The organism is Streptococcus oralis, from assembly GCF_018448765.2.
Lineage (GTDB): Bacteria > Bacillota > Bacilli > Lactobacillales > Streptococcaceae > Streptococcus > Streptococcus oralis_BM.
This window is the reverse complement of the sequence record NZ_JAHCMC020000001.1, coordinates 287,154-301,566: the sequence shown is the minus strand read 5'-3', so window position 1 is coordinate 301,566 and position 14,413 is coordinate 287,154. Positions and strand designations below refer to the sequence as shown.

Here is a 14,413-nt window from a genome sequence, read left to right as displayed (position 1 = left end):
TTAGTCGCGGGTAAATCCAGTTGCACCCGTACGAGCGATATTTTTGATACCATATGGTCGAATCACTCGCAATAAAGCTTCACTCTTTTCAGCATTTCCAGTCATCTGAATAGTGATGGAGCTTGGAGCCACATCTACTACCGTTGCACGGAAAGGTTGGATAATGGCCAAGATTTCTGCACGCTTTTCAGCAGGAGCAGATACTTTTACCAAGATAACTTCTCTTTCCAAGTGTGGTTTATCTGTGATATCTCGAATGCGAATCACATCAATCTGACGATTCAGCTGTTTAATGATTTGCTCTACTTCATCGTGTGAAGCTACATCGATAATGATGGTAATTCGTGATACATCAGGATTCTCTGTCGCACCAACTGAGATACTCTCAATATTGACTTGGCGACGTGAAAGGACACCTGTAAAACGATTGAGGACTCCTGAACGATTTTGTAGTTTTGCTGTTAACATTCTACGCATGGAACTTCACCCCCAACATCTCATGATTGCTCTTACCAGCTGGTACCATCGGTAAAACCTGTTCCTTACGAGAAATATCCACCTCGATAAACATGGGCACATCCTCCAGAATGACTTCTAGATCCTTCTCTAGCGTCTCCGGATTATCAAATTTATAGTTTTTGATGCCGTAAGCCTGTGCCATCAGCTGGAAGTCAGGAAGTGTATCAAAGACCGACTCGGAAGTTCTACCCTCATAGAAGGATTCCTGCCACTGACGAACCATTCCTAGGGAGTGGTTATTCAACATGACAACCTTAATCGGTACCTTGTAGATGTTTAGGATTGCTAGCTCTTGGTTGGTCATTTGGAAACCACCATCACCGACAAAAAGGATAACTTCTTTTTCCGGATTGGCAATCTTAGCTCCGATAGCTGCAGGAACTCCGAATCCCATGGTACCCAAACCACCTGAAGTGACTAACTGGCGCTCATTTTGGTAAGGATAATACTGAGCCGTCCACATTTGATGTTGACCAACGTCAGTTACAACAATGGCATCTCCATTCGTCAACTCACCGATGCGTTCAATAACGGCCTGCGGTTGAACCACACGTTCTTTCTTATCATAAGAACGAACTCGATTCTTGTCCTTGGTGACTTTTTCAATCCATTTCTCAGTATTGTTATGAACAGTTGGTTCTGCCAGAAGCATCTGCAAGGCTTTCTTAGCATCGCCCACCACAGGAATATCTGCTCTGATAATCTTGCCAATCTCAGCTGGGTCAATATCAATGTGGGCAACCTTAGCATTCTTCGCAAAGGTCTTAGGATTTCCAGTCAAGCGGTCATCGAAACGGCAACCAATACTAATCATAAAGTCGGCTTCCGTCATGGCAATATTAGCTGCGAAAGACCCGTGCATACCTCCCACTCCAAGAAAGAGCGGATGATTCGTTGCAATCGTACCTTGTCCTAAAAGACTGGTCACGACTGGAATTTGGTAGCGTTCTGCAAACTCATTGAGTTCTGTAGCTGCTTCTGCATAACTAACTCCACCACCTGCTAATAAAACAGGTTTCTTGGCTTTTGACAATTGCTTCAAGATTTTCTTGATTTGCATGTCATTTGGCTCCAGAGTCGGCTGATAGCTTGGCAAATTCACTTCGGGTGAATAGATGAAATCTGTCTCTAAGGCAGATACGTCTTTTGGTAGGTCAATCACGACAGGCCCTGGACGACCTGTCGTTGCGATATGAACAGCTTCTGTAATGATGCGAGGAATATCTGCCGTCTCACGAACTTGGTAATTGTACTTAGTGATTGGCATGGTAATTCCCACGATGTCCGCCTCCTGAAAGGCATCTTTCCCAATCCCTGCTCGCGCCACCTGACCCGTAAAGACCAAAAGGGGAACGCTATCGCTCATGGCATCTGCAATCCCTGTAATGGCATTTGTAGCTCCCGGTCCACTCGTGACGACAGCAACACCCAACTTTCCAGTTGATTTGGCATATCCTTCAGCTTCGTGCAAACAACCTTGCTCATGGCGTCCTAAAATGTGACGAATGCCTTTAAAATTGTATATCGCATCATACAAAGGTAAGACTGCACCACCAGGATAGCCAAATATGGTATCAATTCCTAAATCACGAAGTGTTTCCAAAACTAGATCCGACCCCGTCTTAGGAGATTCTAAACTGATTTTCTCCATTGTTCCCCTTTCTCTTCTCTTAAAAATAGCTTGTTACTATCATACCATTTTTTCAAAAATTTTCAAGACAAAAGAAGCAATTTTCTGAATTTTCTATCTAAAAGTGTATTTATGAACTTTTTTATCATTTTTATTAACATATCATCAAAATAAGGAACTTTTCCTTGCTTTCATTTATTAAATCAGTCTAATTTCTTCGTACATGGGATGGAAGTTGGCAAGATTTTCATTTAATTTCTAAATTTCCATAATATATTCAGCAAATATGCGTGCAATAAAGGTAATAAAAAAGGAAGCCACTAAGTGACTTCCTTCTATTGCGAAGACAGATTATTCTTCACCTTTGTTTTTCTTAATGATTTCTTCTTGTACTGACTTAGGTACATCTTCGTAGTGGTCGAATACCATCATGAAAGTACCACGTCCTTGAGATGCTGAACGAAGAACTGTTGCGTAACCAAACATTTCAGCAAGTGGAACGTAAGCACGAACGATTTGGCTGTTACCGTGTGCTTCCATACCATCTACACGTCCACGACGAGCAGTTACGTGACCCATAACATCACCAAGGTTTTCTTCTGGAACAGTGATGGTTACAAGCATCATTGGTTCAAGGATAGCTGGTTGTGCAGTCTTAGCAGCTTCTTTAAGTGCAAGAGATGCAGCAATCTTGAAGGCAGTTTCAGATGAGTCGACATCGTGGTATGAACCATCGTAAAGTTTAGCTTTAACGTCAACAATTGGATAACCTGCAAGGACACCGTTAGCCATTGCTTCTACAAGTCCTTTTTCAACCGCTGGGATAAATTCACGAGGAACCACACCACCGACGATTGCGTTTTCGAATTCGAATCCTTTACCTTCTTCGTTTGGAGTAAATTCAATCCATACATCACCAAATTGACCTTTACCACCAGACTGACGTTTGAAGAATCCACGTGCTTGAGTAGAAGCGCGGAATGTTTCACGGTAAGATACTTGAGGAGCACCTACGTTCGCTTCAACTTTGAACTCACGACGCATACGGTCAACAAGGACATCAAGGTGAAGCTCACCCATACCAGAGATAACTGTTTCACCAGTTTCAACGTTTGTTTCAACGCGGAATGTTGGATCTTCTTCAGCCAATTTTTGAAGAGCGATACCCATCTTGTCTTGGTCTGCTTTAGATTTTGGCTCAACCATCAATTGGATAACTGGTTCTGGAACGTCGATTGATTCAAGGATGATTTTAGCTTTTTCATCAGTCAATGAGTCACCAGTTGTCGTATCTTTCAAACCAACGGCAGCAGCGATATCACCTGAGTAAACAGTGTCGATTTCTTTACGGCTGTTAGCGTGCATTTGAAGGATACGTCCGATACGTTCACGTTTACCTTTAGAAGTATTCAATACGTATGAACCTGATTGAAGAACACCTGAGTAAACACGGAAGAATGTCAAACGACCTACGAATGGGTCTGTCATGATCTTGAAGGCAAGAGCTGCAAATGGCTCTTCATCAGATGCTGGACGAGTTTCTTCTTCATCTGTATCTGGGTTAACACCTTTGATTGCTGGGATGTCAAGTGGGCTTGGAAGGTAGTCGATAACCGCATCAAGCATCAATTGAACACCTTTGTTTTTGAAGGCAGAACCACACAATACTGGGAAGAATTCAACATTGATAGTAGCTTTACGGATACCCGCTTTCAATTCTTCGTTAGTGATTTCTTCACCTTCGAGGTATTTCATCATCAAATCTTCATCAGTTTCAGCAACTGCTTCGATCAATTTTTCACGGTATTCTTGTGCTTGTTCAAGATATTCATCTGGAATATCCTCTTCAAGGATATCTGTACCAAGGTCGTTTGTATAGATTTCAGCTTTCATCTTGATCAAGTCGATGATACCACGGAAATCATCTTCAGCACCGATTGGCAATTGGATTGGATGTGCATTTGCTTGAAGACGGTCATGAAGTGTGCTTACTGAGTAAAGGAAGTCAGCACCGATTTTGTCCATTTTGTTGGCAAATACGATACGTGGAACTCCGTACTCAGTTGCTTGACGCCAAACTGTTTCAGTTTGAGGCTCAACACCTGATTGTGAGTCAAGAACAGTAACCGCACCATCCAATACACGAAGAGAACGTTGTACTTCGATTGTGAAGTCCACGTGTCCTGGTGTGTCGATGATGTTTACACGGTGGTTGTTCCATTGAGCTGTTGTCGCAGCAGAAGTGATAGTGATACCACGTTCTTGCTCTTGCTCCATCCAGTCCATTTGTGACGCACCTTCGTGAGTTTCACCGATTTTGTGGATTTTACCAGTGTAGTAAAGAATACGCTCAGTAGTTGTTGTTTTACCGGCATCGACGTGAGCCATGATACCGATATTACGAGTTTTTTCAAGTGAAAATTCGCGTGCCATGAGGTTTGTTTCTCCTATTTATTTTTGATTTCTATTCTATTATAACACGATTTTAATAAAAACGGATAGGCAGGACCTACCCGTTCTCAATGTTTATCTTGTTTTTGTTGGTTTCAACTTGTAGACAAGTTGAATTGAACTCGGGCTAAAGTTAGCTAGCCGATTTGAGCCGGAACGGGATGCTGTGTGAAAAAGATAAACTTCCTTGTATTCGTCGAATACTGCGTCAGTTTACTATTTTCACCTTGCATCCTTACCGTTCCTAGCATCATGATTTAGTTGAACTCAAGCTAAAAGTCTGGAGAAAAAGATAAATCTCATTGGTTGCAATCGCAACCCGCTTTGATTCCCTATTTTCTCTGGGACTTTCTTAACGCTTTCGTATCCTATCTTACCAACGGAAGTGTGCGAAGGCACGGTTAGCTTCAGCCATACGGTGAGTGTCTTCACGTTTCTTAACAGCTGCACCAGTGTTGTTCGCAGCGTCCAAGATTTCTTTTGCAAGACGGTCTTGCATTGTGTGTTCACCACGAAGGCGAGCGATTGTTACCAACCAACGAAGTCCAAGTGTTGTACGACGTTCTGGACGAACTTCAACTGGGACTTGGTAGTTAGATCCACCAACACGACGTGCACGTACTTCAAGTACAGGCATGATGTTTTCCATAGCTGTTTCAAATACTTCAAGTGCATCGTTTCCAGTAGCTTCTTTGATTTGCTCAAAAGCACCGTAAACGATTGAAGCAGCTGTACCACGTTTACCATCAAGCATAACGCGGTTGATAAGACGAGTAACTAGTTGTGAATTGTAAAGCGGATCTGGCAATACGTCACGCTTTGGAGCTCTATTTTTACGACTCATTTCTCTTTATCCCCTTTCCTTATGCTTTTGGACGTTTAGTACCGTATTTAGAACGGCCTTGTTTACGATCGTTAACACCTGCAGTATCAAGTGCACCACGGACGATATGGTAACGTACCCCTGGAAGGTCTTTTACACGTCCACCACGAAGAAGCACCACGCTGTGCTCTTGCAAGTTGTGTCCGATACCTGGGATGTAGGCAGTAACTTCGATAAGGTTGCTCAAACGTACACGAGCGAATTTACGAAGGGCAGAGTTAGGTTTTTTAGGTGTCATTGTTCCCACACGAGTTGCAACACCACGTTTTTGTGGTGAAGAAACGTTTGTTTGAACTTTTTTGTGACTGTTGTAACCAACGTTCAAAGCTGGTGATTTAGATTTTTCTACTTTTGATTTACGCGGTTTGCGAACCAATTGGTTAATTGTAGGCATCTACATTCTCCTGTGTTTTTTTATTTTTGGTGATGATACACTTGGTGACAGCTACCATCTGTGTGTACTTTTGCAACATTTGTCAGCACGTCCCTGTACACTTTTGAGAGACCAAAAGTAAAAAGTACCGTCTATTATTGTAACACAATTTTTCCTTCATTGTCAAGATATTTTTCATTTTTATTCTGATCTTTTAACTCTTTGACACTAGCTTTCACCGCTTTTCTAAACCAGAAAAGGAGACAATTTGCCTCCTCCTTTCTAGTATGGTTTTCCTTTGATTCAAGTTGTCATTTCGGAATTTTTTAACCCTTCTTATCAAAGCCAACCAGATTCTTTTGCGATGTTGGCTGCCTCTGTTCGATTGCCTGCATCTAACTTGGAAAAAATATTGGTGACATAGTTTCGGACGGTTCCGTTTGATAGATAGAGTTGGTCTGCAATTTCTTGGTTGGATAAGCCCTGAGCGATTCCCTTTAAGACAGCAATCTCTTGTTCTGTCAACGGATTGGGGTGCGTCATCACCACTTCCATCAATTCAGGCGAATATTCCTTGCGTCCTTCGAGAACAGTGTGCAAGGTTTGCATGAGGTCTGCAATGCTTCTTTCTTTCAAGACATAGGCATCCACTCCAGCCTTAATCGCGCGTTCAAAATAGCCAGGGCGCTTGAAGGTTGTCACCACAACCACCTTTGTTTCTAGCTTTTCTGCTCGTATCCACTCCAAGACTTCGAGGCCTGTCTTAACAGGCATTTCTACGTCAAGAATGGCGATATCGACAGACTCTTTTTCTAAAAGTTGGATTGCTTCTTGGCCATCCTTGGCTTGTAGGACAGAATCTACATCTGGTTGAAAGGCAAGCAACTGGCACATAGCATCTCGCAACATACTTTGATCTTCTGCAACAAGTAATTTCATCTTAGTTTCTCTCCTTATAAGGTAGCCGAACCTGCACTTCAGTCGGATGTTTCTGACTGATCACCTTTACTTCTCCTGAAAAAGGAAGGACACGGTCTCGAGCAGTATGGAGTTCATCCCCTTTTAGAGAAGCAAAGCCACAGCCATCATCTCTCACTGTTAGAATGAGTTCTTTCTCTGTTCGTTCTAATTTCAAGTAAGCTTTGGATGCTTTGGCATGTTTGATGATATTGGTCACTAACTCAAGTAAAATCATGGAGGCCGTTGATTCTAATTCCTGAGTTAGGCTAGCTGTATCTAGTTGGTGATTGATTTCTGTCTCAATTCCTGCAATTTCCAGCATTTTTTTAACAGTCGCAAATTCGGAAGCAAGGGTTCTTGTTTTAAGATTTTCGATAATTGTACGAACTTCACGCATTGATTCTTTGCTAATTTGCTGTATTTCTCTTAATTCCTTTTCCACCTGTGGATAGGCCTGCATTTGAAGAAGTTGTAGGGCAAGGTCCGTCTTCACACTCAACATGGCAAAGGTATGGCCTAGACTGTCATGAAGATCCTGACCGATACGACTGCGTTCGTTTTCAGCCAAGAAAAGATTGAGCTTGGCATTTTGTTTCATCTTTTCTTCTTTTATGTCCTCCGACAATCGAATTCGATAAAGACCAAAGGTCATTGCATCGGAAAAGATAAAGGTCACCAAGAAAAAGAGTAGCTGCCAGGGACTAACATGATTGACCATATAGATTCCGGTCAGAATAAATGGTTGCAGGACAATAAAACTGACAAAACGCCAAGAGTGAAAAGAAATCTCATCCAGCTCATAAATAAGGAGATTGGATAAATAAAAGATAAACCATGTGAAACCTGAACTTAGCCAAACAGATGTATAAAAAATGTAGACAAGCATGGACCACCATGCTAGCCACTGCACGGTGCGATTCTGACTGATTAAAACCGAATAGAAGGCAAGTACAAATAGTAGGGTCCATAGCAAGGTTAAAAGCGGGTAATCTCCAACGATGACACCCGCTATAGGAAAGATGATAAACACAATTGAAATATGAAACATATAATGAATGTTTTTAAATTTTTCCAACATAGATTTATTTTACCTCAATCCGTTTTTTCAGTTGAATGACCAATACACCAAAGAAAACTGTATAACCTAGTACAACCAAGGCAGCAAGAATGTTAAACTCGTGATGCTCCAAATAAGTCGAGACAACCTGCATCAGTTGATAGGTTGGAGTCAGCTTTCCAATAGATTGGAGCCATTCTGGGAAGGAATCCAAGGGGAACCAGAGTCCACCTAGGACAGCCAAAGCAATATAGGCAATATTTCCAACAACCGTCATCAGTTGAGCACTGGGAAGCAAGCTCACCAAGACACCCATACTGATAAAGACCACACTTCCGACCAGCAAAATAGCACCAATTACCAACCAGTCAAGCCAAGGTAGCGTCACTCCGCGGACAAAATGACCAACTGAAAAGACAACTGTAATTGATAACAAGAAAGTAAGCAGAGTACTGAACAGTTTTGATACATAGTATTCTACCATAGAAACCGGAGAATGTTGAATCAATTTTTGCCAGTTGTTTGTCTTGTCAGATTCGAGTGTGCTAGGAATACTGAAAAAGGCGCTTGACATGATACTAAAGACCGTCATGGCAAAGAGATAGGCTTGAAGAGCGATTTCTGGAATGTCTGACCCTGACATCATACCAGAAAATATAAGGTAAAACACGCTTGGGAGTCCGATGGATAGCAAGTAGTAGACTGCCTGCCGTTTCATCAGAATGATTTCCATTTTCATGAGACTTGTCATATTTTTCATCGTCAATCTCCTTTAGTCTTGAGTCGTTTCGAAGATACTGTCTAAGAGAGTTCGATTGCGAACTTCAATTTCTTCGATCGTGCAACCTTGTTCTTGCAAGGCTTTCCATACCTGACTGGCTTCTTTGGTGGTGAAGGAAAGAGCATTTTGCTTGATTTCAAGCTCTTGAACCATAGTCAAGGTACTAACAAAATCCTGATAGGTTAGAGGCACCGTAAAGTGTTTTTCTTGTTCTTCACCACGCATGGCATAAGGCGTCGTGTCACGAATCAATTGACCCTTGTGAAGGACCAAGATGCGATCAGCCGTATGCTCTACCTCTTCGATATAGTGAGAAGAATAGACAATGGTCACACCATTTTGCTTCAACCGATCGACAATCTCCCAAAAATGCTGACGTGTTGAGGTATCCATGGCAGCAGTTGGTTCATCTAAGAATAGAATTTTCGGACGACCTATTAAAGCCAACACGAAAGAGAACAAACGTTTTTGCCCACCAGACAACTTGCCCGCTAGCTGATTTTTCTGCTTGTCTGAGAATCTCAGCAAGTCATCAATTTCTTTGTCTGAAAGACTGTCAGGATAAAGTGACTTAAAAAATGATAAAAGTTCTTTCACTTTCAAGCTTTGAACGACTGCATTTTCTTGAGGCAAGACAGAAATAAGCTGCTTTAATCGAGGATCTGTTGGTGCAAAGCCTTGAATGGCGACCCGACCTGAGCTCATGAACTTGTCACCCAAGAGGCAATCAATCAAGGTTGTTTTTCCTGCTCCGTTAGGCCCAATCAAGGCGACACATTCACCATCGTTGATTTCAAAAGAGATGTTCCGCAGGATTTCCTTGTCTTTTATTTTCTTACTCAATTTCTCAACCTTAATCACAGTCATGAGATTCTCCTTTCAACCACTTCATTCCCATAGGGAAAACAATGAAAATCATAAATCCAAAACCCCAAGCACCACGAATGAATTGGCGAAGCAAGGTTTGGTCAAACCAACCAGTAAACATTTCCACTAACCATACTAAGAGTGACAGGCCGATAAAGAGATAGATGATTGCCTTTTTCATTCCTCAAACTCCTTTTTCACATCTGAGACTAATTTTAAACCTTCTCTAACAAGCCAAGACATCATTCCAAAGCCAGCAAATAGCTCCCAAGGAAAATGATAGAAACCCTCGTCCAATCCTGAAAACATGAGATAGGTCATAACTCCTGCTGCTACTAAACTCACTGCGACAATCATTTTATTTTTCATTTCTTCTTTCTCCATTTCATACTTCAATTATAGTCTTTTGAAGTTAGCGGAGCTAGATGCTTCTGTCACTAGGAAATATGACAAATGTCATAAAAAAAGAAAGCTGTAAAATCAACTTTCTTTTTTATCTATTAAATTTTATTCCACACTGAAAAGATATGGATATACAGGTTGTTGACCTTGGTGAATCTCTACTTCAACATCTTCAAATTCTTCTGCGATTTCTTGGGCAATTTCATTGGCAAGTTCTTCGCTTCCGTCTTCACCGACATAGAAAGTCACGATTTCACTATCTTCGTTCAACATATGTTTCAATGTTTCTGTCAAGGTTTGGTGCATGTCAGGATTTGACACAAGGATTTTCCCATCGACCATACCAAGATTGTCATTTTCATGAATCTCTAAGCCATCAATCGTTGTATCACGAACGGCTGTTGTTACACTACCGCTGATAACATCACCAAGGGCTGCAGTCATACGTTCTTTGTTTTCTTCGATTGATTTGCTTGGATCAAAGGCAAGAAGACTGGTCAACCCTTGAGGAATTGTGCGTGCTTCTACCACAACAGCAGGTTGTTCAAGCACTTCAGCCGCAGATTGAGCTGCCATAAAGATATTTTTGTTGTTTGGCAAGAAGATAATGTTGCGAGCATTGACCTGTTCAACAGCCTTGATAAAGTCTTCTGTTGAAGGGTTCATTGTCTGACCACCTTCGATGACATAATCCACACCTTGGGCACGGAAGATATCTGCTAAACCTTGACCAGCTACTACTGCGATAAGGGCATACTCTTTTGTTTCAACAGGCTTGTTGCCTTGAGTTGCTTCTTTTTCAACTTGCGCTTCGTGTTGATTACGCATGTTGTCCACTTTTACTTTGATCAAGCTACCATATTTGAGACCTTCTTGCATGACAAGACCTGGATCTTCTGTATGGACGTGAACTTTGACGATTTCATCATCATTGACAACAAGGAGCGAGTCACCGAGTTCATTCAAGTAGTTACGGAATTCATCGTAGTCAAAGTCCTTAGAATAAGTTGGACCTTGTTTGAGAGCTACCATAATCTCTGTACAGTAACCAAAGGTAATATCCTCAGTTGCAACATGTCCAGCCACAGACTTATGGTGCTCTGCATTGATCATTTCACTCATGTTAGCAGGAGTCGCTACAAAGTCTTCAGAAGCACTGTATTCACCAGTAAGAGCTGAAAGGAATCCTTCGTAGATGAAGACCAAACCTTGACCACCTGAGTCTACCACACCAACTTCCTTAAGGACTGGAAGCATTTCTGGTGTCTTAGCCAAAGCTGCTTTTGCACCTTCCAAGGCTGCACGCATGACCTCAACAGCATCATCTGTCTCCTCGGCTTTTTTCTTAGCCCCAATAGCCGCTCCACGAGAAACAGTCAAAATGGTCCCTTCAACTGGTTTCATAACCGCTTTATAAGCTACTTCGACACCGGATTGGAAGGCAAGAGCCAAGTCTTGACCTGTTAATTCATCTTTTTCCTTGATAGCCTGAGAGAAGCCACGGAAGAGCTGAGAAGTGATAACCCCTGAGTTCCCACGCGCACCCATCAAGAGACCTTTAGCAAGAATGCTCGCTACTTCTCCAACTGTAGAAGCAGGCTTGTCTGCTACTTCTTTCGCACCATTTTCAATGGTCATTCCCATGTTTGTCCCAGTATCTCCATCTGGAACTGGAAAGACGTTCAATGAATTGACATATTCTGCTTGCTTATTCAAACGAGTTGATGCAGCCTGCACCATCTCTTGGAATAAACTGGTAGTAATTTTTGACACGATTATTCTCCTACAACTTTGATATTTTGAATGTAGACATTCACAGTCTGAGCAGTAATTCCTAGTTGATTTTCTAGACTAAAACGAACACGCTCTTGAATGTTTTTTGACACTTCGCTTATCTTTATTCCGTAGCTCAACACGGTATAAACATCAACTGCGATGCTACCATCTTCGGCTGCCTTCACGACAACACCCTTAGAATAATTTTCCTTACCAAGGAGGGCTTGGAAATTATCTTTGAGGGCATTTTTACTAGCCATACCGACCACACCAAAAATCTCAGTTGCGGCACCACCTACTACGGTTGCAATCACTTCATCTGTCAGTTCGATTTGACCATCTTTTGTATTAATTTTTACAGTCATTTTTTTTACCTCAACTAGTTGATACTCTATTTTATCATATTTCAACCCAAGTGTAAAAGCAGAATGCTGTATCGGCGGATATTTATACTCAATGAAAATCAAAAAGCAAACTAGGAAGCTAGCCACAGACAGTACTTGAGTACGGCAAGGCGAAGCTGACATAGTTTGAATTTGATTTTCGAAGAGTATTACTCTATTTTTCAAATGATTTTATCTATAGAGCAAAAGAAAAAGACCTAAGCGGTCTTTTTATTTTTATTAAACGCGTTCAACTTTACCTGATTTCAAAGCACGAGCTGAAGCCCAAACTTTTTTAGGTTTACCATCGATAAGAACAGTAACTTTTTGAAGGTTTGGTTTTACGGCACGTTTTGTTTGGTTCATCGCGTGTGAACGGTTGTTTCCAGATACAGTCTTACGACCTGTAAAGTAACATACTTTAGCCATTGTGTTTTCCTCCTATTAGATCTAATATAGCGGATGTGCTAGCACCACATACCGTACTATGTTATCACACTTTCTCTATTTTGGCAAGGAAATTCGAAGACTTTTTTTATTTAACGTAAACAACTCCAAGTTTACCAAAAGCAACTTCCCCACGAATAATCAAGGTTTTGTTTGTTGGTGCTACAGGAGCATCTGCCTTAGCTGCACCAAAGGATGTTTCTACTTTCAGATCGACTCGCCAGTGTTGTGGGACATAGACTGTTGCATTTCCGAAGGCCACTTCAATATTTAAAGTCGCAAAATCACCTAACATCTCTGCATTGTCATAGTAGATTTTAGCGTCCCCAAAAGCGACTTCCACTTGGTCGTCTACAATATCTTGATCTTGTTTATAGAAAGTTCCACTGCCAAAAGTGACTTCCTTATCTGTGATGACTGTTCGTTCACCGTTGTACCACCATTTTTTCTCATGCCAGAACTTACTTGAATGTGTCAGATAACCAACACCGAGTACTACTAAGATGCTAGCCCAGATGAGAGAATGATTTGTAACTGGCAACAACTCATAAGCGTAATTTGCAATGATGAGCGCCAGTAAACCTGTAAAAACTGCCGAAGTTAGATGGCGTCTAAGGATGGACTCAATGGACTTATAAGCAAAAAAAACAATTCCTAGCAAAGGCCATATCTTACCATCCAAAGAAGGAATGCCAAAATTTCCTTGCAGCAAGATCCAGGCTGCTAAAACCAATAAAATAATACCAAATGCTTTCTTTTTCATGTCTTTTACCTCATGTTTCTTAGATTTTCTTTTAGGAGGGACTGGTAATGTCGTGACACATGAACCTCCTTGTGCGTCTGATAAAAGGAAATGGTGCCCGTTCCTGAAAAGGACTTGTCCACTGAGTAAATCTGACGGATGTTTGCGATAGTTGACTTGGACACTCGGCTAAAATAGCGAGGCAAGATGGTCTCCAACTCATAGAGTTTGAGACGGACTTCATAGGCTTCTTTCTGAGTGTGGGCGTAGATTTTGCTACCGTCGGTTTCAAAGAAGAGAATTTCTGACAGGTCTAGATAATATTCACCTGTTCCCTTGTAAAAAGTTAACCTCGGAGTTGTTGACTCTTGTAAGAGCCGTTGCAAGTCCGCAATTTCATCTGTCAAATCAGGGGCCTTGATGACAATTTCAGTTTCTTCTAAATTGCCGTCAATCTCAATTCGTAACTTCATCACATCTCCTTTCTGACTCTACTATATCAAAGCTAAGTTAGGAATACAAGGGCAAAAAAGCAAGTGGTCAATTTAAAGCAGTAAGTGGTTGTAGGACTAGCTTAACTTACATATCAGAATAGGAAAAAAAGGAATCCCCACACCAGACCACAAGCATAGCCAACCAAGACATCCTTTGGATAATGCACACCACCTAAAACCCTCACCAAGCTCAGCAAAGCTGAAAAGAGCAAACATACTAAACCAACAAGTAGACTAGCATGCAGACAGGCCATGGAGATGATAGTTGCCGAAAAGACATGGCGACTGGGCATCGACTGTCCCGAACTATCCTTGTCAAGTAAGGGTGCGATGTCCCAAGTTTCATAAGGTCGCGGGTGATTGATTTTCTTACGAAAAAGGGACAAGATCACAAAGCCTGTTGCAGGGATGAGCACATAAACCCCAACTTGCTGACCCAGTCCTAGCTGCAGGTAAGTCGTGACTAGCAAGGTTAGGTATGCCAGGGGCATGGAGACTGTCATCAAGCGATTGAAACTGCGTAATAGAAATAAAAGGGTTGGATGGCTAGTTAGTTTGGAGCTAACGTTTCTATACCATTCTTGATAATTTTTCATGTATTCTTCTCATTAACACTTTATTTTGGCCTAGAAGTGAGGCGCTTGTCTT

General features: G+C 41.6%; 17 protein-coding genes. All 17 read right to left on the bottom strand.

Going from position 1 to position 14,413, the window contains the following annotated elements:
• Positions 1-477 (bottom strand): acetolactate synthase small subunit, encoded by a 477-nt coding sequence (ilvN, locus tag KIH88_RS01490; RefSeq protein WP_001253806.1) that lies wholly within the window; start codon positions 475-477, stop codon positions 1-3.
• On the bottom strand, positions 470-2,170 hold the full coding sequence (locus tag KIH88_RS01485) for an acetolactate synthase large subunit (protein WP_213988379.1): 1,701 nt from the start codon (positions 2,168-2,170) through the stop codon (positions 470-472). The genes ilvN and KIH88_RS01485 overlap by 8 nt, the downstream gene beginning before the upstream one ends.
• Before the next feature lie 330 nt (positions 2,171-2,500).
• Positions 2,501-4,582: an elongation factor G gene (gene fusA, locus KIH88_RS01480; RefSeq protein ID WP_213988380.1), complete on the bottom strand. Its 2,082-nt coding sequence runs from the start codon at positions 4,580-4,582 to the stop codon at positions 2,501-2,503.
• A gap of 391 nt (positions 4,583-4,973) precedes the next feature.
• Complete coding sequence (gene rpsG / locus KIH88_RS01475) at positions 4,974-5,444, bottom strand: 30S ribosomal protein S7 (protein WP_000087873.1); 471 nt, start codon at positions 5,442-5,444, stop codon at positions 4,974-4,976.
• Positions 5,445-5,463: 19 nt separating this feature from the next.
• Positions 5,464-5,877, bottom strand: a complete 414-nt coding sequence (gene rpsL / locus KIH88_RS01470) for a 30S ribosomal protein S12 (RefSeq protein ID WP_001142332.1) — start codon at positions 5,875-5,877, stop codon at positions 5,464-5,466.
• Between the two features lie 318 nt (positions 5,878-6,195).
• The gene (locus KIH88_RS01465; RefSeq protein ID WP_071851620.1) at positions 6,196-6,795 is read right to left on the bottom strand and encodes a response regulator transcription factor; all 600 of its coding nucleotides are present in this window, start codon (positions 6,793-6,795) and stop codon (positions 6,196-6,198) included.
• A 1-nt stretch (position 6,796) separates the two neighbouring features.
• Positions 6,797-7,894: a sensor histidine kinase gene (locus KIH88_RS01460; protein ID WP_000890234.1), complete on the bottom strand. Its 1,098-nt coding sequence runs from the start codon at positions 7,892-7,894 to the stop codon at positions 6,797-6,799.
• A gap of 4 nt (positions 7,895-7,898) precedes the next feature.
• On the bottom strand, positions 7,899-8,633 hold the full coding sequence (locus KIH88_RS01455) for an ABC transporter permease (RefSeq protein ID WP_213988381.1): 735 nt from the start codon (positions 8,631-8,633) through the stop codon (positions 7,899-7,901).
• A 12-nt stretch (positions 8,634-8,645) separates the two neighbouring features.
• Positions 8,646-9,521, bottom strand: coding sequence for an ABC transporter ATP-binding protein (locus tag KIH88_RS01450; RefSeq protein WP_213988382.1), 876 nt, complete (start codon positions 9,519-9,521; stop codon positions 8,646-8,648).
• On the bottom strand, positions 9,508-9,702 hold the full coding sequence (locus KIH88_RS01445; protein WP_033605886.1) for a hypothetical protein: 195 nt from the start codon (positions 9,700-9,702) through the stop codon (positions 9,508-9,510). The genes KIH88_RS01450 and KIH88_RS01445 overlap by 14 nt, the downstream gene beginning before the upstream one ends.
• Complete coding sequence (locus tag KIH88_RS01440) at positions 9,699-9,905, bottom strand: hypothetical protein (protein ID WP_213988383.1); 207 nt, start codon at positions 9,903-9,905, stop codon at positions 9,699-9,701. The genes KIH88_RS01445 and KIH88_RS01440 overlap by 4 nt, the downstream gene beginning before the upstream one ends.
• 123 nt (positions 9,906-10,028) lie before the next feature.
• Positions 10,029-11,696, bottom strand: coding sequence for a DAK2 domain-containing protein (locus tag KIH88_RS01435; protein ID WP_084849956.1), 1,668 nt, complete (start codon positions 11,694-11,696; stop codon positions 10,029-10,031).
• Between the two features lie 2 nt (positions 11,697-11,698).
• Positions 11,699-12,064 carry an Asp23/Gls24 family envelope stress response protein gene (locus KIH88_RS01430; protein WP_000216435.1) on the bottom strand — a complete coding sequence of 122 codons (366 nt, stop codon included), beginning with the start codon at positions 12,062-12,064 and terminating at the stop codon, positions 11,699-11,701.
• Positions 12,065-12,322: 258 nt separating this feature from the next.
• Positions 12,323-12,511 carry a 50S ribosomal protein L28 gene (rpmB, locus tag KIH88_RS01425; RefSeq protein WP_001140948.1) on the bottom strand — a complete coding sequence of 63 codons (189 nt, stop codon included), beginning with the start codon at positions 12,509-12,511 and terminating at the stop codon, positions 12,323-12,325.
• A gap of 106 nt (positions 12,512-12,617) precedes the next feature.
• Complete coding sequence (locus KIH88_RS01420; RefSeq protein WP_045617716.1) at positions 12,618-13,292, bottom strand: LiaF transmembrane domain-containing protein; 675 nt, start codon at positions 13,290-13,292, stop codon at positions 12,618-12,620.
• 5 nt (positions 13,293-13,297) lie between these two features.
• Positions 13,298-13,744 (bottom strand): LytTR family DNA-binding domain-containing protein, encoded by a 447-nt coding sequence (locus KIH88_RS01415; protein ID WP_045617717.1) that lies wholly within the window; start codon positions 13,742-13,744, stop codon positions 13,298-13,300.
• A gap of 113 nt (positions 13,745-13,857) precedes the next feature.
• A complete protein-coding gene (locus tag KIH88_RS01410) occupies positions 13,858-14,361 on the bottom strand; it encodes a phosphatase PAP2 family protein (RefSeq protein WP_213988384.1) in 504 nt (167 codons plus the stop codon).
• Between the last annotated feature and the right edge of the window lie 52 nt (positions 14,362-14,413).

Excerpts from the sequence above, each read along its gene's own strand:
- ilvN (WP_001253806.1), bottom strand. The coding sequence starts at position 477 with ATGCGTAGAATGTTAACAGCAAAACTACAAAATCGTTCAGGAGTCCTC.
- KIH88_RS01485 (WP_213988379.1), bottom strand. The coding sequence starts at position 2,170 with ATGGAGAAAATCAGTTTAGAATCTCCTAAGACGGGGTCGGATCTAGTT.
- fusA (WP_213988380.1), bottom strand. The coding sequence starts at position 4,582 with ATGGCACGCGAATTTTCACTTGAAAAAACTCGTAATATCGGTATCATG.
- rpsG (WP_000087873.1), bottom strand. The coding sequence starts at position 5,444 with ATGAGTCGTAAAAATAGAGCTCCAAAGCGTGACGTATTGCCAGATCCG.
- rpsL (WP_001142332.1), bottom strand. The coding sequence starts at position 5,877 with ATGCCTACAATTAACCAATTGGTTCGCAAACCGCGTAAATCAAAAGTA.
- KIH88_RS01465 (WP_071851620.1), bottom strand. The coding sequence starts at position 6,795 with ATGAAATTACTTGTTGCAGAAGATCAAAGTATGTTGCGAGATGCTATG.
- KIH88_RS01460 (WP_000890234.1), bottom strand. The coding sequence starts at position 7,894 with ATGTTGGAAAAATTTAAAAACATTCATTATATGTTTCATATTTCAATT.
- KIH88_RS01455 (WP_213988381.1), bottom strand. The coding sequence starts at position 8,633 with ATGAAAAATATGACAAGTCTCATGAAAATGGAAATCATTCTGATGAAA.
- KIH88_RS01450 (WP_213988382.1), bottom strand. The coding sequence starts at position 9,521 with ATGACTGTGATTAAGGTTGAGAAATTGAGTAAGAAAATAAAAGACAAG.
- KIH88_RS01445 (WP_033605886.1), bottom strand. The coding sequence starts at position 9,702 with ATGAAAAAGGCAATCATCTATCTCTTTATCGGCCTGTCACTCTTAGTA.
- KIH88_RS01440 (WP_213988383.1), bottom strand. The coding sequence starts at position 9,905 with ATGGAGAAAGAAGAAATGAAAAATAAAATGATTGTCGCAGTGAGTTTA.
- KIH88_RS01430 (WP_000216435.1), bottom strand. The coding sequence starts at position 12,064 with ATGACTGTAAAAATTAATACAAAAGATGGTCAAATCGAACTGACAGAT.
- rpmB (WP_001140948.1), bottom strand. The coding sequence starts at position 12,511 with ATGGCTAAAGTATGTTACTTTACAGGTCGTAAGACTGTATCTGGAAAC.
- KIH88_RS01420 (WP_045617716.1), bottom strand. The coding sequence starts at position 13,292 with ATGAAAAAGAAAGCATTTGGTATTATTTTATTGGTTTTAGCAGCCTGG.
- KIH88_RS01415 (WP_045617717.1), bottom strand. The coding sequence starts at position 13,744 with ATGAAGTTACGAATTGAGATTGACGGCAATTTAGAAGAAACTGAAATT.
- KIH88_RS01410 (WP_213988384.1), bottom strand. The coding sequence starts at position 14,361 with ATGAAAAATTATCAAGAATGGTATAGAAACGTTAGCTCCAAACTAACT.